Annotated in this window: 11 protein-coding genes; 6 read left to right on the top strand and 5 right to left on the bottom strand. The window is 50.4% G+C overall.

Going from position 1 to position 17,789, the window contains the following annotated elements; genetic code table 11:
• Positions 1-411: 411 nt before the first annotated feature.
• From X474_RS05985 to X474_RS05975, 3 genes are all read left to right on the top strand, one after another.
• The gene (locus X474_RS05985; protein WP_044347465.1) at positions 412-1,326 is read left to right on the top strand and encodes a DMT family transporter; all 915 of its coding nucleotides are present in this window, start codon (positions 412-414) and stop codon (positions 1,324-1,326) included.
• An 869-nt stretch (positions 1,327-2,195) separates the two neighbouring features.
• The gene (locus tag X474_RS05980) at positions 2,196-3,131 is read left to right on the top strand and encodes a histidine kinase dimerization/phosphoacceptor domain -containing protein (protein ID WP_044347464.1); all 936 of its coding nucleotides are present in this window, start codon (positions 2,196-2,198) and stop codon (positions 3,129-3,131) included.
• A gap of 335 nt (positions 3,132-3,466) precedes the next feature.
• Positions 3,467-4,765 carry a NupC/NupG family nucleoside CNT transporter gene (locus X474_RS05975; RefSeq protein ID WP_044347463.1) on the top strand — a complete coding sequence of 433 codons (1,299 nt, stop codon included), beginning with the start codon at positions 3,467-3,469 and terminating at the stop codon, positions 4,763-4,765.
• 12 nt (positions 4,766-4,777) lie between these two features.
• Here X474_RS05975 and X474_RS05970 read toward each other — a convergent pair whose 3' ends face one another.
• The gene (locus tag X474_RS05970) at positions 4,778-5,995 is read right to left on the bottom strand and encodes an EAL and HDOD domain-containing protein (protein ID WP_052514916.1); all 1,218 of its coding nucleotides are present in this window, start codon (positions 5,993-5,995) and stop codon (positions 4,778-4,780) included.
• A gap of 301 nt (positions 5,996-6,296) precedes the next feature.
• On the opposite strand from X474_RS05970, the gene X474_RS05965 reads away from it, so the two are divergent.
• Both X474_RS05965 and X474_RS05960 read left to right on the top strand, forming a co-directional pair.
• A complete protein-coding gene (locus tag X474_RS05965; protein ID WP_044347462.1) occupies positions 6,297-7,550 on the top strand; it encodes a glycosyltransferase in 1,254 nt (417 codons plus the stop codon).
• A 577-nt stretch (positions 7,551-8,127) separates the two neighbouring features.
• Entirely contained in the window at positions 8,128-8,709 is a 582-nt protein-coding gene (locus X474_RS05960; RefSeq protein ID WP_197281993.1) for a rhodanese-like domain-containing protein, read from the top strand.
• A gap of 506 nt (positions 8,710-9,215) precedes the next feature.
• On the opposite strand, the gene X474_RS05950 is transcribed toward X474_RS05960, so the two are convergent.
• The 4 genes from X474_RS05950 to X474_RS05935 all read right to left on the bottom strand — a co-directional run bounded on the left by X474_RS05950 (position 9,216) and on the right by X474_RS05935 (position 15,460).
• Entirely contained in the window at positions 9,216-10,472 is a 1,257-nt protein-coding gene (locus tag X474_RS05950; RefSeq protein ID WP_044347459.1) for a radical SAM protein, read from the bottom strand.
• A 79-nt stretch (positions 10,473-10,551) separates the two neighbouring features.
• Positions 10,552-12,669: an ABC transporter ATP-binding protein gene (locus tag X474_RS05945; RefSeq protein WP_052514914.1), complete on the bottom strand. Its 2,118-nt coding sequence runs from the start codon at positions 12,667-12,669 to the stop codon at positions 10,552-10,554.
• Positions 12,670-12,671: 2 nt separating this feature from the next.
• Positions 12,672-14,429, bottom strand: coding sequence for an ABC transporter ATP-binding protein (locus tag X474_RS05940; protein WP_052514913.1), 1,758 nt, complete (start codon positions 14,427-14,429; stop codon positions 12,672-12,674).
• A 101-nt stretch (positions 14,430-14,530) separates the two neighbouring features.
• The gene (locus X474_RS05935; protein WP_052514912.1) at positions 14,531-15,460 is read right to left on the bottom strand and encodes a TlpA family protein disulfide reductase; all 930 of its coding nucleotides are present in this window, start codon (positions 15,458-15,460) and stop codon (positions 14,531-14,533) included.
• Between the two features lie 243 nt (positions 15,461-15,703).
• Here X474_RS05935 and X474_RS05930 point away from each other — a divergent pair, with 243 nt between their 5' ends.
• Positions 15,704-17,698: a ribonuclease catalytic domain-containing protein gene (locus X474_RS05930; protein WP_082464181.1), complete on the top strand. Its 1,995-nt coding sequence runs from the start codon at positions 15,704-15,706 to the stop codon at positions 17,696-17,698.
• Positions 17,699-17,789 lie beyond the last annotated feature (91 nt).

The raw sequence follows: 17,789 nt of genomic DNA, 5'->3' as shown, positions 1-17,789 counted from the left end.
TTTCTTCTTACTGTGCCTGACTCCGGGGCGCAAGCTTAATGGACCAGCCAATTAAATACATCATTGGAAAACACCTGAAAATATAACCGGGGCAAGCTGACCGTTTGGTATTATCTAAAATAAAATCCAAAAATTTCAACTAAATATAAAATAAAGTCCCAATCACAATTTTCCTTTGCATAAAAAAAACGCTGCAAAAGGACTTAGGGCTCGGTTTTTGCTTTTATTTTTTTCGATATTTTTACCGACTATCGGCATAAATTTATGCACCCTTTCCTGCACCCCTGTTTTTTCAAGCCATCTGTATCTGTTTTTGCTTATTAAAAAATGGTAAAAAAGTTTCGCAATGTCTCCCGTTTTGAAAAAACCGGTCACCTGTAGCTAATTAAGCTCCGGAGAATCAAAGTCTTTATGAATAATCTAATACTATACGTCAGTACTGTATTCATCTGGGGAAGCACCTGGCTGGGCATCAAGTATCAACTCGGTGTGGTTGATCCCATGGTTTCGGTTGTCTACCGGTTTGGGCTTTCCAGCCTGCTTTTGCTGGCCTATTGCTATGCGGGAAAAAAGAGGTTGAAATTCAGCCGGTCTGAGCATGCCTTCATGGCCCTGATGGGGGTTTTACTTTTTTCCATTAATTACTGGCTGATCTATGTGGCCGAACTCTATATAACCAGTGGATTGGCAGCGGTTGTTTTCTCCACCATATTGGTGATGAATATCTTAAACGGAATCTTGATCTTAAAGACCCCCTTCAGCCTGAAAGTGGCCTTGGGAGGCGGCCTGGGCCTCTTGGGCATTTCCCTGGTTTTTTGGCCGGAGATAATGGCCTTTGACCTGAATGACAACGGCTTTTTGGGGTTGCTTTTTGCCGTGGCCGCCACCTTTTTGGCCTCTTTGGGAAATATAACCAGCGCCCGCAATCAGAAACACGGACTCCCGGTCTTGCAGACCAATGCCTTTGGCATGGCTTACGGAACGGTGTTAATGACAATCTGGGCCGTTTTTGCGGGAAAGGAGTTCACCTTTGTCTGGAGTGCGGCATATGTGGGCTCATTGCTGTATCTGGCCGTTTTTGGCAGTATTGTGGCCTTTGGCTGCTACCTTACCCTGGTGGGGCGCATGGGAGCCGATCGGGCGGCCTATGCCACCTTACTCTTTCCATTGGTAGCCTTGGGGCTCTCCACTATCTTTGAAGATTACAAGTGGACTCCCCAAGCCCTAAGCGGGTTATGTCTCACCCTGGGAGGCAATTTTCTGATCCTTAATAAAAAACCCGCCATTCTTAAGGCACGGAGCCAAAAAGTTGCCGGGAAGATATAGGGCTTGGGCCTCTGGCAAAGGGTCATCGAGTAGTATCTTGACCAGGCTGATGTCGAAATGAAAGAGGTGGGGAATAAACCCTTTTTATTATCCGATCACGGCACCTCAGACCAAAGGCTTGAAATTTTGGCCCTTAGATCATGAGCCCAAAGTAAGGTTCTGCGGGCAAGAGGTGAATAGATGCATTAAACAGTCGGGAAAAACAAATTTTGCTGGCTAACTAAGTCCGTAATTAAGTTTTCAACGCCTATTTTCTGCAATACTTAAGTTTTACCAATCATCACCAAAGACAATCATTTATTTGAGTTTAATACATCTTGCCAAGTTATAGCAAAAATGCCCACCGGCAAGAGCCTTGCCGCGCTTGACCGTCCAGTAAATCAAACGCCATCATATCCAAGCTTGCTACAAGCGAACTAAGTAATAAGGTTTTTTTATATTTGGAGCACTTATAGTTTTATTTTAAATGGAGTGATAATGCCGGTTAGTTACCCACATAACCCTACTAATACAAATAACATTCCAATACGCATACCCCTTATCCAAACTGTCTCCAAAGGGCATTTAAATGCCCCCCTAATCGCTGAACCTTTGCCATGAAGCCAAAGCATCCAGCCCAACCGGAACTGCCAGAGCTTCATCCACATCCTGAAAATAAAGGACCAACTGAAAAAGAACACGCCCAGGAGCCATCCGCAGACGAGCATCTTTCCCATCTAAAAACGGAAAGTAGCTAGCTGAAAAGCCAACTTGAAGAATTCATACACCAATTTAGCAAGTTACCCCGATCCACCAACAACGTCCGCAATTTTGCAACCTATTGCGTAAAAGGGTTCCCTGATGATGAGCCCGCTTACGAGCCTATATTTTTGAGTTCCTCTCTCAAGGAAATCACCGGATTTGAAATTTTCCACAACCATGACCAGTGGTTTGGCTCCCTGCACCCGGATGATCACCAAACAGCATTAAAAGCGCAACAAAAGGCCTTTGAAAATATGGAATTTGAAGCAGTGGTAAGACAGTTCCACCAAACCAAAAAAGAGTGGCGCTGGTTCAACTACCTCAGCAACGTCACTCCGGACCAGCATGGCAAGGCCTATTTTCTGAATGGCATTGTACGGGACGTAACAGAACAAATACGTATTCAGACAGAACTTGTGGACCATAAAAAACGCCTTGAGAAACTGGTGGGATTAAAAACCGCCAATCTGGTCCGCACTAATCAGGATCTCAAACAGGAGATGGAAAACCGCCGAAAAGACGAGATCCGGCTTAAATCCACTTTGCGGGAAAAGGAATTCTTTAGAAAGGAAACCCACCACGGGGTTAAAAATAACCTGCAAAACATAGCCAATCTCCTGGATCTTGAATCCATGCACTGTTCAGATGAAAAGACATTGCAGGCTTTTCAGGACTGCCGCGACCGGGTGAGGGCCATGTGCATGGTGCACAGGCAACTCTATCAAACCGGAGACCTCTCAAGAATACCCCTGGCAGACTATGCGGAAGACCTGGCCAGTCAGCTCTTTAAGGCCTATGGCGCGGACCCTGCCGGGATACATATGACAATCAATGCTCCAGAGGTTTATTTGGTAATGGACCTGGCCATTGCCTGCGGACTTATCCTGAATGAATTTATTTCCAACTCCTTAAAATATGCCTTTTCTGAACAGGAAAGCGGTATGTTGACTTTTGAGGCCCGAAAACTGGAGGATCAAAAAAAGAAATCGTTTTTTCAGACAACGGCAAGGGGCTCCCCGCCGGCCTTAAGCCTGAAAAAGCCGAAACCCTGGGACTCAAGATAGTTTATTACTTGGTGGAAAAACAAATTGCAGACAAACTGGAGCATATCAAAGGACCTGGTTGCACTTACCGTCTTGTTATTGACAACCAGGAGCAGAAAAGGGAAATAAATATTTACGACTGCGGACCCGTGCTTGAAAAAATGTTCTGATACGCCATAGTTGCTTGAGATTTAGCCTGAAATAGATTGGCAAAGCAAGGACCCGGAAGCGGCCTTGAGTGAATTTTTCAAAAAATAATTCTTCGGACCCCGGATAACCCCCCCCCGAAAAAGCCGTGCTTTTTCGGGGGGCCCAAATAGTGATGATCCGGCATACTGCCAATAGTGGGGAAAACAATGCAATCAGCTTCTTTGCTTTATAATCTGATCAGCCTGGGGGGGATCCTGATCATCTGCGGCCTGGCCTTTTTATCCAGCCACGCCAAAAAGAAAATACGCTGGTCCACCGCGGCCTGGGCAGTTGGCTTGCAGCTGGTTATGGGCTGTTTTGTGTTTGTAGTCCCGGCCGGCCGGGAGGCCCTTTTGGGGGCCAATAAGGTATTTCTGGTTATCCTTGATTCCGCCCGGGCCGGAGTTGAATTCCTTTTCGGTCCTTTGTCTATCGGGCCGGGGCATAAGAGTTCTGTCGGGTTCATATTGGCTATCCAGGCCCTTCCCACCATTATATTTTTCATGGCCTTGACTGCGGGCCTTTATCAATTGGGCATCATGCAAAGGGTGGTCAAGCTCTTCAGCCGCCTGTTTGTGCGCACCATGGGAGTCAGCGGGGCTGAATCCTTAAGTGTGGCCAGTAATATTTTTGTGGGGGTGGAATCCGCCGGGATGGTGCGCCCTTTTCTGCCTGATTTCACCAGAAGCGAATTTTTCTGCATCCTCACTGCGGCTATGGCCACAGTGGCCAGTTCCACCATGGGTGTCTATGTAATGACGCTTTCCCACATTATGCCCAACATAGCCGGTCATCTGATGAGCGCGTCAATTATCTCGGCTCCCGCAGCCATCTGTGTGGCCAAAATAATGGAGCCGGAAACAGGCGAACCCCTGACCATGGGCAAGACAGTTGATCCCGAGACAGGCAAATATTCTTCCTTTATGGAAGCCGTTGTCCAAGGTTCCAACGATGGCGTAAAACTGGTTATCGGGGTGATGGCGCTTTTACTGAGCTTTTTGGGCCTGGTGTCCCTGGTTAACCATGTCGTGTCCTGGTTCGGCGGGCTGGGCGGCCTGGCAGGCCTTAACCTTGAGACTATATTGGGTTACCTGGGATGGCCCCTGGCCCTGATTATGGGCGTGCCCGCCCCGGACGCAGCCCAGGTCGGCCAGCTTCTGGGACAAAGGATTCTGGTTACGGAAATCCCCGCATACACCCAACTGGCCCAATTGGCCCAAAACGGCGGCATAAGCTTTGACAGAAGCATCCTGGTGGCCTCCTATGCCTTATGTGGATTCACCCATGTGGGCAGTGTGGCAATTTATGTAGGCGGTTTTGGAGCCCTGGCTCCGGGCAGGATGGGAGAGCTCTCCAGGCTGGGATTCAAGGCCCTGTGGGCTGCCACTCTCACCACCTGCATGACCGGATGCATTGCCGGGCTCTTTGCCTTTGGCGCGGAAACCGTGCTCAAACTGACCCAATAGCGACAGCTGGCGCTATCCTTCGGAGATCAGCTCACCGGCCTTGCAAATGGTGTCCAAACGAAACTCAGCCACCTTATCGGTTGAAACGCCCAATTTCTCCGACAAGGGGAAGGTGTCATCCCAGGCTCCCCTTTGGCAAAGATCAAAAAGTTCTAAAAGAGCGCGCAGGTCGCTCGTCTCCCCGTTAAGGGCCAGGGCAATCGGCTCAGGAAGAGGCAATTCCTTTAGAATTTCTGCAAAAGATATTCCCAGGATCGTATCGAGCAAAGACAAAAGCCCGGCCATGTAGGCATGATCGGGGTTGATTTCAACACGGCAATGGACTGCCATGGCCTCACAGAAAAAGGCCCTTTCCAGGCTGGACACGGCCAGCAAAGAACTTTTCTTGTCTGTGAGATCCGCAATAACCGCCAGGGAGAGCCATCTACGGATATTGTTTTCTCCCAGCAGGGAAAAAGCCCTGGCCACAGAATCCACCTCTGACTGCCAGGAAAAAAAAGAAGAATTAAGGTAGCGCAGCAGCCTGTAGGTCAGGGAAACATCCACCTGAATGATTTGTTGCAACTCATGAAGATTCAGTTCAGGTTTCAGAAGTTCCTTGAAGATTCGCAAACGGGCCAGTTGAACGGAAGGGACCGCCAGGCCGGATTTTATCTCCGGTTTTTGATAGTAAAAGCCCTGGAAAAAATCAAATCCCAAATCCATGCATTCCCGGTGTTGGGATAAATACTCAACTTTCTCGGCCAGCACCTTGAGCTTCAGTTCCCGGCAGTGATTCAAAAGCTCGCGGTCAAGCCTTCCCTCACGCTCCAAAAGATCAATCTTAACTAGATCTGCCAGGGAATAAAGGGGGTCCATCTCCGGGTCATAAGTAAACTGATCATCAATTGCAATGGTATATCCCTTTGCCTTTATCCGTCTAAGAGCAGTAAGAACCTCCCTGTCCGGAGCTACCTCTTCAAGGATTTCAACCACCAGGTTTTCCGGTGGAATCAGCTCAACCAGCCCATTGACAAGTGAATCCTTGGTAAAGTTGATAAAGACTGGTTTGCCGGAGGTAAGTCCTTCCAGGCCAAGGGCCGTACAGGTGTTGGTGATAACCTGGGCAGTGGCTTTTTCAGAATCAGGGAAAGAACAACTGTTCTCAAATCCGTCCCGAAAAAGAAGCTCATAGGCAAAGACCCTGTTTTCCCGGTCAAAGATCGGTTGCCTGGCGACAAAAACATCCATGAACTCACCTTTTTGCTATTAATTCAGAGCAATAAGAAACTTATTCTCTGGCCGGTTTTTCACCTGATCCACTAGTAAAACGATAGCTCAAGAAGAGGAAAGCATCCAAGCAATGAATCGGCTATCAGTAATCGTTACATAATATTTATTTAAAGACCTTTTGACCCCGGGTGAGCCCATGCCCTATGATAATCAAGTATAAGGCATCAAAATGAAACGGTAAACCCAACCTGAGAGCTGAGGTTCCGGGGAAAAACCCATTTCGAGCCACGGTTGACTCAAGCAAATAAAGGGGGTGTCCATGTCCTTCAAATCGGCGCTGAGAGGCTATACCCAAAAAAGATTGGAAGAAATCGAAAAAGCCGATATTTTGCTGGGCGTGCCCTGTTTTAATAATCAATCCACCATAGAACATGTCATTCAAATGCTGACCCACGGGCTGAACAAGCACTACAAAGGTAAAAGGTGCGTGATTCTGGTTGCAGACGGTGGTTCAACAGACGATACCAGAGAGGTTGCCCGGGATTTTGAAATCAAACCCTGGCAGGAAAAAATTATCTCCATCTACCGGGGACCGGCCGGAAAGGGCAGCGCCCTGCGCTCTATTTTCGAGGCGGCTGAAAAACTAAAGGCATCCTCGGTCGCCATGGTGGACTCAGACCTCAGGTCCATAACCTCGGATTGGGTCAAATACCTGCTGGACCCCGTCCTTGAACAGGGTTTTGACTTTGTAGCCCCGGTTTATCTAAGACACAAGTATGACGGCACCATTACCAACAATATCGTATACAATCTAACCAGGACGCTTTATGGTCAACGCATACGCCAACCCATTGGCGGCGACTTTGCCATATCCCAAAAGCTTGCCAAGTTCTATACGGAACAAGATGTCTGGAATACAGAGATAGCCAGGTACGGAATAGATATTTGGATGACCACCACTGCCCTGACCGAAGGATTCAAGGTGTGCCAGTCCAACCTGGGGGTGAAGATCCATGACGCCAAGGATCCGGGGGCTCATCTCGGCCCCATGTTCCGTCAGGTGATATGGACCTTGTTCTATATGATGGAACAAAAACAGGCATACTGGAAAACGGTTAAAGGAAGCGTTTCCGTACCCACTTTTGAGCACCAGATCAAAACGGAGCCCGAAGAGGTAAAGGTCAACCTTGCGGAGCTGATCCGGCAGTTCAAAATAGGCTACCGGCAATTCAGCCCACTTTGGAAAGAAATTTTTTCCGCTAACTGCCTTACAGAGATTCAAAAAAATGTCAAAAAAGGGCAGAAGAGCTTTCATCTGCCGACCGAGGCCTGGGTGCAGATCCTTTACGAACTGGCAGCCACTTTTCATAGCTGGAAGCAAAACCGCATGCAACTGCTGGATGTGGTAACCCCTCTATATCATGCCAGGGTGGCGTCCTTTGTTCGGCAAACTCTTGAAATGAGTTCCGCACAGGCCGAAGAACTGGTGGAAGAACAGGCCCTGATCTTTGAACAGAACAAGGATTATCTGTTAAACCAATGGAGCGCCAAAGAAGGAGGGAAAGTATCTTGATATAGACATTTGGAAAACTTTAGGTCTAAAGCCGACAGAAAATTGAAAAAGATGCCGAGAAGTCCCCTTTATTGGATAAAAAACAAACTTTTTCCAGGCCTTAATCCTAATTCGTCCTTTATTGAATACTTTGTCTTGTCCTCAAGGTATGGGACGCAGTTGAGAACTTATACCCTATCCAGATAATCGCTTAATAACTTATTATCACTATCCGGATTCTCTTTTTTCCGAGAACCGTTGCCTCTTCGATATGGCGCGCAAAGCTAAAGGCCCACAGCCCAATCCCTTTGGTAACCAATCAAAAACTTAATAAAATTATTCTATTAAGCAAAGTAGCCCTAAAAAACCAATCTGAATCATTTTTGCTTATCTATTTACAATCCGAATAATTAAGAAGCTTAAGTTTCTTTTTTTTAAGGATTTGTCGACAGATCTTCATTTTTTAAAAACCATGGTTTTGTTTTTGTTGTCTTTAATCAAAGCTTCGTGGTAAAAATTTCCAATCAGGATTTTACCAGTGCATTAAGGAGTATTGGGCCCTTAATGCCTTTCTGATCAACCTATGGAGGAAAACGAGATGAAAAGACTGTCTGCTATTGTTCTGGCGTTCGCAATGGTGCTGTGCTTTGCCGCCTATGCCCCTGCCTATGAAGCCTACAAAGTGAAAGTCGAGCACAAAGGTGGAAACGTGACCCCCACCCAGGCTATGGATATGTGGCAGAAAGACAAAAAGAATGTGCATATCGTGGATGTGCGCACCGCTCCCGAGTACTGCTTTGTGGGGCACCCCACCATGGCCGACCATGTACCTTATTTTTTGTGGACCGGTGAGCTGAAGAAATCCAAAGGCAAAGCCAAGTACAACCTGGTGACAAACCCGAACTTCAAAAAAGAACTTTTGGCCCGTTACAACCCCAAAACCGACACCTTGATCTTCATGTGCCGCAGCGGCAAGCGTTCCTGCTTGGCCTCCAAAGTGGCCACGGACGCCGGTTTTGATCCCAAAAAGATCTTCAACATGATGGGTGGGTTTGAGGGCGACAAGATTAAATGCAAATTCAGCGCCTATAAAGGCCAGCGCATGCTGGGCGGCTGGAAAAATGAAGGCATGCCCTGGACCTACTCGGTAGATCCGAAAAAAGCCTATGCTGCCAAGTAAGTAAAGGCCTGACCGGAAGTTAAATAAAGCCGCGTCCTTTTTAAAAAGGACGCGGCTTTTTGTTACGAAGATCACCCTTTGGTTTTTCCATATGCGCCCATGGCACGGGAAGAGAAGCTGTGAATAAAGCCTCTAATTTAGCGGCCTCTTTGCCTAAAAATCCCGCTTTCCGGCTCTGGACCGGCTCCAAACCCTTTTCAACAGGCCAAGGCTGTACAAGAAAAGCGCCGGCCCCCAAATCAGGGACCAATCAGAGGTCATAAAAAAGATGGCCGCCAAAATCCCCTGGCCTGCGCCGAAAAAATTGGGCCAATCCTGATAAGGCCCCTTTCCTCTGATAAAACCCCAACCAATATAAAGCCAAATTCCCAGGCAGCTTATGGCAAGACAGCAGGCAAGCCGGAGGAATTCCCTTAGCAACATGCGCATGTTTTTTGTCCTCTGAGGGTGTTGGGCGCGTCTTATTGATTATGAGCACAAAACCATTCGCCGGACAATCGGCTAAGTCAGAGCCTTTGGATTAAATATATGTATGACTGATAATTGCTGATCTTTTTCAGTTCAAAAAACTGTTCAAGTAAAAGAGGTCTGTTCTGGCTGGTGGTTAAGGGAGAAAAATAGATCGTTGTTTTTTTGTCTGCTTTGTTTTTATCTGCGGACAAAAAAGCGGAAAGGCAGGGTAAATGATTTTCTCCCAAATTCTCCCCCAATAAAAAATTAGCCGTAACCGTAATATTTTCGTATTGCCCGTTTATTGCCAGCATCTTTGAAAATCCTTCTCTCACCTGACCTGGAGAAAGAGGTTTTCCCAATAATTTCAAGGTATCCAGGTCCACTGATTCCAGGCCCAGGTTTATATAGGTTTTGGCGGGAAGTTGATCCAGGCTCTGCCAGAAAGAACTTTTTCGGGTCAAAAACGAATCCACGCTGCCAAACATGAAAAAAACCGGATGCGCAGTCTCAAAGGTTTCAAGGGCCAGTTCTGCCGCTTGAAGAATCACTTCCCCATCAGCAGCCAGTCCATCGTGGTCGCCCAGGAAAATGCCTTGATAAGCGCCAAGATCAGGCCCCAAAAAATCCTTTAACCTAAGCGCTTGTTCGTTGATCTCCGCTCTCGGCAGCCTGGCTAAAAAATTATCCGACTTAACCGCGCAAAATTTACAATGGTAAAGGCACCCCTTGGTGAGGTTAAGGGGAATCACCTGATAATCCACATGCCTTGCATCCGGGGGCAGCACAGACAATCTTCCCTTGATCAATTGGTGGAATTTCCGGGTTTTTTCCAACAAAGCGCCTTCATGGTTCTGCAAAACGTTTTCCAAAAATTTTTGAAGATAAGGAGGCAGGTCCGCCGGGTTCAATCCACTTAGATTGGCAAAAAGCTGGGCCCAAGCTCCCAGGGCATTCATAACCCTGGGATCCTGGTAAGGATCACAATCCCAGACCGGGTTGCTGGGGTAGCCCAGGCAGGGCAGATAATATTCTCCCAACCAGGAGCGCACCGGTGCGCCGCCTATTCCCACTGAATAAAAAACCCAGTCATTACCATCTGTTCTTTTTAAAAATGCCGCCGGGTGCGGCCAAGTGGAGGTTATGCCGCGGATGAATTTGATCTCTGCCTTGAGGTTGAAATAAAACTCGTAAAACGGAGTTCGGATCAGGGAGTATTTACCCATGGGTTCCAGGGCGGGTTTTCTAAGGTATTTTAAAGGCCCCTGCTTTTCCAGGATAAATATCAGATCCTTCAGGTGATAGGAATGCATCATCCCCCCAATCGGCATGTTAGCCCGTTTTACAGGAGAAAAACCTTATTTTATCTAAATTAAAACTCTCCCTTATATCTCACCCCCTCAGGCGCTCATGCCTCACCAGGCCCGCATAAACGCCATTTTTTTTCAAAAGTTCCGCATGGGTGCCCTGCTCACAGATGCGCCCTTTTTTCATAACCAGAATATTGTCCGCCCGGCGCACTGTAGAGAGCCGATGGGCCACCACCAGGCTGGTGCGCCCCTGCATAACCTTGGGCAGAGCCCTTTGAATCTGTTTTTCACTCACCGGATCAACTGCGCTGGTGGCCTCGTCCAATACCAAAAGTCCTGGATCACCGGCCAAGGCCCGCGCCAGGGCAATGAGCTGACGCTGACCTGCGCTCAAGCCCTGCCCCCCTGAGCCCACTTTTGTGTGCAGGCCTTTTTCCAGCCTGTTGACAAACTCACCCGCCCCGGTTACCGAAAGGGCCATATCAAGATTTTCCTCTGTCACCCGCTCCCGCCCCAGGGTGATATTATGCTTTATGGTGCCGGACTTAATAAAGACTTCCTGGGGCACCAGGGCCACTTTTGCGGCCAGGTCCAAAGGATCCGCCCGGCGCAGATCAACCCCGTCCAAAAACACCCTGCCCTGCCAAGGGTCGTAGAGCCTGAGAACCAGATTGACCACAGAGGTCTTGCCCGCACCGGTGGGTCCCACCACAGCCCAGGTTTCTCCGGCCGGTATGGCAAAAGAGATGTCCTGCAAAACCGTCTCGGAAGGCAGGTAGCCAAAGGTTACCTTTTCAAAACAGACTGTAAGGTGCTCTTTGTCGGGAAAAGGGCTGGGCTTGGCAACAACAGACAGGGCTGTTTGATTGTCCATGATATTGAATATGCGCTCCGCACTGGCCATGGCGGCCTGAAGCACATTGTATTTTTCCGCCACATCTCTCACCGGCCTGAAAAACATCTGCATATAAAACAAAAACGCAGCCAGGGCGCCCAAGCTCAAGCGATCCTGGATAACCTGGCCCCCGCCGTACCATATGATCAGGGCCACGGCCAGATTGGAGAAAAATCCGGCCAGGGGCATGAAAACCGCGAAAACCTTTATTTGGCGCATGCCCGCCTGGAAATAGGCATTGTTCAACCTGGAAAAAGCGTTGGCCGAATAATCCTCCGCCCTGAAAAGCTTAAGCACGCTGATGCCGCTGATGGTCTCCTGAAACCTGGCGTTTATGCGCCCCAAATGCCCTTGCAGGGCGCGAAAGGCCTCTCTGGCCAAACGGGCGAAAAACCAGGCCGCCACTGCTATCACCGGCACCAGGACCAGACAGACCAGGGTCAAGGTCACATCCAGCAGCAAAAGCACCACCACAATCCCGGTGAGCAAAACCACATCCTTGCACAAGGCAATGATGGAGTTTCTGTACATCTCGTTTAAATTTTGCACATCATTGGTGAGTCGGGTGGTGAGATTGCCCACCGCGTTTTCCGTAAAAAACGAAGGCGCCCTGGAAAGGATATGAGCATAGAGCTTCTGGCGCAGCTCGAACATCATCTCCTGCCCGGCCCTTTCCAGAATCACCTGTTGAAAAAAACCCAATCCCGCGGCCAGGACACAGGCCCCCAGAAAAATAACCGCCAACCATATCAGGCCGGTTATATCGCTATTCCTAAGCTTATACAGATTATCCGGGGAGAGCTTTTTCAAGTCCGATGACTTTATTAAAACCCGATCCCCGTATTCCTTGAAAAGACCGGGACGGGCTTCCATCACCTCGCTCACCCCCGGACCAGAACTCACAATATGCCAAGGTTCCTTGGCTATGGCCCCATCCGCCCTGAGCCTGGCCAGGACCCTTGGGTCAAGGTCCTTAAAGGCCTTTTCCGGCACAAACACCTTACCCGGATCATTGGTGGAGATGATTTTTCGATCAAGCCCCTGTTTCAAGGCCTTGACCTGAGCCGCCCCGGCCTTGGCCAAGTCCACCAGCAGGGCCTGGCGCACAATATAATCGTCTATGGCTGTCTTGGTCAGATAGGGCAACAGAAGATCCAGGCCTGTGCTGAGCAAAATCAGAAAACCGGCCAGGCCGATTAATTTGAGTTTTCCCTTGGCCTGGGCCGCGAGACGGGTGAGCAAACCCAGGTCATAAGGCTTGCCCAGGCGACCGTCTTCCATGTAGCCAAAATCACCCCAGGCCAAGATCAGCTCTCCAATCCGGCCAATTCGGCCTGCTCGGCAAAGAGCTTATGATAAAGCCCCTTTTTAGCCATAAGCCGGTTGTGGTCACCCTTTTCCACAACCGCGCCTTTTTCCAAAACCACAATCTGATCGGCAAAGGCCACGCTGGCCAGGCGATGACTCACCACCAAGGTGGTGCGCCCCTTGCGAAAGGAACTCAAATTTTTCAGAATGCGCCGCTCGGTATCAGTATCCACAGCGGAAAGGGGATCATCCAGGACCAAGAAAGGCGCATCGGTTAAAAGCGCCCTGGCCAGGCTCAAACGTTGGCGCTGACCTCCGCTCAAGGTTTGGGCCCTTTCTCCCAGGCGGGTGTCCAACCCCTGGGGCAATTCTTCCACCTCTGAAGCCAGCTCCGCGTTTTCCAGGGCAGACCACAATTCATCATCCGTGGCGTCCGGTTTTCCCAGGCTCAAATTGGCCCGCACCGTATCTGTGAACAAAAAAGCTCCCTGGGGGGACTGGGCCATGATCCCCCGCAGGGAATCCAGGCTTAGGCGGTCTATTCTTTTTCCCTGCACCAGGATCTCCCCCTCCTGAGGTTCATAAAGCCTGGCCAGCAGCAATAGAAGAGTGGATTTCCCGCAGCCAACCGGTCCAACCAAACCGGTTACCTTTCCGGGTTCAATCGCAAGGCTCACCTGTTTCAAGGCGGGTTCTCCGGCCTCGGGATAGTAAAAAGTAACCTTGCTGAGGCTGAAACCGGGGGGTTCCGGGCCCGTTTTTTGCGGTTCCAACGGCTCTTTTATAGTGGATCTCGCCTTTAAGACCTCGTCTATTCTCCTGCCCGCGCCAAGCGCCCTTTGTATCATGCTCACCACCCAACCCAGGGCCATCATGGGCCAGGAGAGCAGATTGAGATAAGCGGCAAAGGCCACAAAGTCGCCGGGGGTCATATCCCCCAAAATGGCCAGGGGGCCGCCCACAGCCAGGACCAGGGCCAGGCTCAGGTTGGTGTAAAGGGTCATCAAGGGGAAAAAAAATCCCATAACCCTGGCCAAGGACATATTGACCTCAACCAAGCGCCTGCCCGAGGCGTGGAGATTAGACGTCTCCCTTTTTGAAAGCCCGTAAGTCTTTACGCACATGATGCCGCTTAAGGTCTCGCGCACCAGTTCGGTCAAGTCGGCAAAGGCCTCTTGCCCTCGCACGAACTGACGGTGCATGCGCTTGCTCACCAGGCGGCCCGCCACGGCCATCAAGGGCATGGGTAAAAAAGCCCAAAAGGTGAGGGTGGGATTTAAGTAGACCATAAAGCCAATGGTGGCCAGGCCCAAAACCAGGCTGTCCATGGCGGCCACCATGCCAAGACCCACGGCCAAGCGCAGGGCTGTGAGGTCGTTGGTCGCCCTGGCCATGAGTTCACCTGCCGTATTCTTTTGAAAATAGGCGAGATCCAGGGATTGAACCCGTTCAAAAAGCGCGCTGCGCAGGTCCTTTTCCACTTGCCTGGCAAAGCCGAACAAAATGGGGCGCCAGACCAGGCGCAAAAGCGCCATGCCGAGCGCCAACCCCATAATTATCAGCCCCATATTAAACAGGGAGGCAAAGGTGGCCTGTCCAAGGGTGAGTTCATCCACCCCGAATTTTATAACCCGGGGTACATAAAGCTGAAAAATATCTACAATGACAAGGGCGAGCAGGCCCAGGGACAACTGTCTGGCCCGAGATCTGCCCAAGCTCAAAATGAGCCTTAAGGTGGGCCTCTCAGAAACAGACAAAAGAGATCCCCCGAGCCCGGCCCCTTAACAAGGCAAGGCCTGTTTTGTAAAACAGCGATTTTTGACTTGACCAGGACCCGATATACCCGGCGGTTATCTCATTACCGGGCCCTGGCAGTGATACAGTTTGGCTTTTCAAAGATAATATCACCGCTGCGCTCCAAGGTCTTTTGGTTGGGGCCCAAGATGGTAACCCAGGAACGATAGACTCCCTGGCTGGCGGTTGCGGGAAGCTGGTCACAGGAGACAAACAGAATAAAATGCCTGCGCGAGGCATCATCCACCCGTAAAAATAATTTTTTGGGCTTATCAAGAGGGGCCAGGCCACTGCCCGACCTGGCTTCCGGCCTGATGTGCAGGCCGAACCAAAGCCCCTGCTCAGCGGCCAGATCGGCCAGTTCGGCTATGATATGCACAAAGAAACCGCTTTGACCACCGACATATTGCTGATCGGTGAGCCAAATGCGCTGAAAACGGCGCTCCCCTTCATGACGTCTGTCCACCTGGGCCGAGGTGGGTTCCGGCGGGGCCTGGGATTTCAGATGCGGTCGAACCGAAGCCATCAGGGTCTCACGGCTGACCAGCCCGACCAGACGCTTCACCGCCCTGCCTTGAGGGTCAATCACCAGGCTGGTGGGCACCACGTCAAGTCCGCCGAGTTCCCTGGTAAGACGGCGGGCTTCTTCCATGTTTCCCAGGACAACCGGGAAATCAATGCCAAGCTTGGCCACAAAGGGCCTCACCTTTTTGATCCCCGCCTTGTCCAGGGCAAAACCGATGACACTGACCCCGTTTTGGCCTTGGGCCTTGGCCAGTTTATTGAGTTTTTTCATGCCCGCCTTGCAGGGCCTGCACCAGGAGGCAAAAAAATCCAGGATAACCACCCTGCCCCTGAAGTCGGAAAGCCTGAGCCTGCCACCGTCAACTGTCGGCAAATCAAAGTCCAGAACTTGACCTGCCTGTGACGGAACTGTCCAGGCGGCAACGAAAAACAAGGCCGCCAGGGCCACAAGGGTGATTTTTCTAATCATAAATTACCCCTCCTTCAGGTTCTCCCATAATACCATTTTGACGGCCAGGGGCAAGTTGACATGGGTCTGGGGCGACTGTAGACTAAAATCCTCATATCAGGCAGTCCTCTACACGGTAAGGGAGGCCGGGCGTTTAATGCCGGATAATCGGCAAAAAGAAACGCAAAGGCAGCTCTTGCCGTGTATTTGAGTTGGGCGTCTATTTTTTCATACAAGACAAATTACGAATTCTTGGCGGTGCTCATGTCTGGCCCCATTGGTCAACTAGTAGAATATATAGATAAAAGCCGTATGATCCTGGGACTGGTTCAGGATATTAAAAAAAACCGTCTGGCGCTTTTGATAACCACGGACCGTCAGGTTGTTTTACCGCAGAACCGGGTGCTTTTGATGACACAGCCCGAGTTCGGGGTGAACCAGGCCAGGGACGCCCTGGTGCGCAACCTCAGGGAAACCCTGGAAAGCAGAAACCAACTCGCTGAAAAAGTTGATGTGGAAGAACTCTGGGAGTTGGTGTACGAAGAAGACAATCCTTTACCTTTAAAGGATCTGGCAGAGCTCAGCTTTGGCCCCTCCCCCACTTCAGACCAACTTTCAGCCACCTTGCGGGCCTTGTTTGAGCAAAGGGTCCATTTCCGTCTTTCCGGAGGGGATTTTGTGCCCTTGAGCGCCAAACAGCTTGAGCTCAAACTGGACCAGATGGAAAAAGAGGCCCTGCACAAGGCCGAGGTGGACGATGCGGTGGATTACCTGAAATCCCTGCCTAAAACCGGGTCCGCGGAAGGCTGGACGCCTGCTCCCAACGGAATCCTGGAACTGCTGCGCGACTTCATTGTTTTTGAAGAAGAGGCGGGTCAGGCTAAAAAGGCCAAGGAGATTATAGCCCTGGCCGAGATAGGCGGCAGGCGCAAGCTCTTTAACCTTTTGGTCCGGCTGGGCGTTTTCAAAAAGGATGAAGACCTCTTAATCTTAAAAGAAGGATTGCCGGTTGAATTCTCGGAAGATGTTCTGGACAATGGCCGGGATTTAAAACCCCTTGCCGCACCCGACAACCATAGGGAAGACCTAACCGGACTCTTCACCTTCACCATAGACGGGGCTTTCACCACCGACTTTGACGATGCGCTTTCCTTTGAGCCGAATCAGGACGGGTCCGGAGGCACCTTGGGTGTGCATATTACAGATGCCCAGGCACTGATCAAACCCGGTTCTCTTTTAGACCAGGAAGCCAAGGAGAGGGGCAGCACCATATATCTGCCCGAGACCCGCATTCCCATGATGCCGCCAAGCTTAAGCGAAGACCTGCTTTCCCTGCGCCAAGGTGAACTCAGGCCCTGTGTAAGCACCTTTGCAGACTTGGATGCCCAGGGGCGGGTTTTGAGCTACCGCATTTGCCAAAGTTTTATCCAGGTGGACAAGCGCCTGACCTATAACGAGGCGGACCTCTTGCTGGAAACAGACCCCAGGCTAAAGGCCATGGCCCGCACCTGTGATGCCTTGAGGCAGCAAAGGGCCTGGGACGGCGCCTATTTTCTGCCATTGCCCGAGTTGGTGATCAACGTGGACGAGGACGGCCTGGTCGAGGTCCAGCGTTTGGACCGGGACGGACCCAGCCGGGAAATGGTGGCCGAGACCGCTATTTTGGCCAACCAACTGGGGGCCCGTTATCTTTTGGAGAACAAACTGCCGGCGCTTTTCCGCACCCAAGCCCCGCCCAAGGACCCCCTGGAAGAGGGGCCGGTTGAAGACCTGTTTTTGCATTTCAGGCAAAGGCGTCTTTTGAACCGTATGGAGATCTCCACAGAACCGGGCATGCATTCCAGCCTGGGGGTGGAGCCTTACACCCACTCCACTTCTCCCATAAGGCGCTACCTGGACCTGGTAATGCAGAGGCAGATCACCTCCGGACTGCAAGGCCAGGGGCCTGCCTATTCCACTGATGAATTGGAAAACCTGGTTATGCAGGTCATGCCCGCAGTCAGACTGGGCAATAAAATCCGCACAGCCAGGCAGCGCTACTGGCTTTTGCGTTGGCTGGAGCAGAGGCGCGATCAGCCCATCGAGGCTATGGCCATTGAAAACCAGGGCAGACGCTGGCAGATTCTCCTGACCCGGATAATGCTTTTGACCTCTGTGCCGAACACAGGCAACATCCAGCTCAACCCCGGCCAGGAGCTGACCATAAATATCGAAAAGGTGAATGCGTTTGAGGATATCCTACGTATTTCCTTGAACTGACTTTAAAAAACAGCCTTTTTCACTTTTGTGGTAAAGGCCTGCCTTGTAAAAGCCCCCGGGTGAAAATATTCCCCGGGGGCTTTTTAATGCC

Origin of the sequence: Dethiosulfatarculus sandiegensis (assembly GCF_000931935.2) — a bacterium.
Taxonomy (GTDB): domain Bacteria; phylum Desulfobacterota; class Desulfarculia; order Desulfarculales; family Desulfarculaceae; genus Dethiosulfatarculus; species Dethiosulfatarculus sandiegensis.
This window is presented reverse-complemented; position numbering and strand designations above follow the sequence as displayed.

Coding starts and splice junctions, on each gene's coding strand:
- X474_RS05935 (WP_052514912.1), bottom strand. CDS start 15,460: ATGATTAGAAAAATCACCCTTGTGGCCCTGGCGGCCTTGTTTTTCGTT.
- X474_RS05960 (WP_197281993.1), top strand. CDS start 8,128: ATGAAAAGACTGTCTGCTATTGTTCTGGCGTTCGCAATGGTGCTGTGC.
- X474_RS05975 (WP_044347463.1), top strand. CDS start 3,467: ATGCAATCAGCTTCTTTGCTTTATAATCTGATCAGCCTGGGGGGGATC.
- X474_RS05970 (WP_052514916.1), bottom strand. CDS start 5,995: ATGGATGTTTTTGTCGCCAGGCAACCGATCTTTGACCGGGAAAACAGG.
- X474_RS05950 (WP_044347459.1), bottom strand. CDS start 10,472: ATGCATTCCTATCACCTGAAGGATCTGATATTTATCCTGGAAAAGCAG.
- X474_RS05965 (WP_044347462.1), top strand. CDS start 6,297: ATGTCCTTCAAATCGGCGCTGAGAGGCTATACCCAAAAAAGATTGGAA.
- X474_RS05930 (WP_082464181.1), top strand. CDS start 15,704: ATGTCTGGCCCCATTGGTCAACTAGTAGAATATATAGATAAAAGCCGT.
- X474_RS05985 (WP_044347465.1), top strand. CDS start 412: ATGAATAATCTAATACTATACGTCAGTACTGTATTCATCTGGGGAAGC.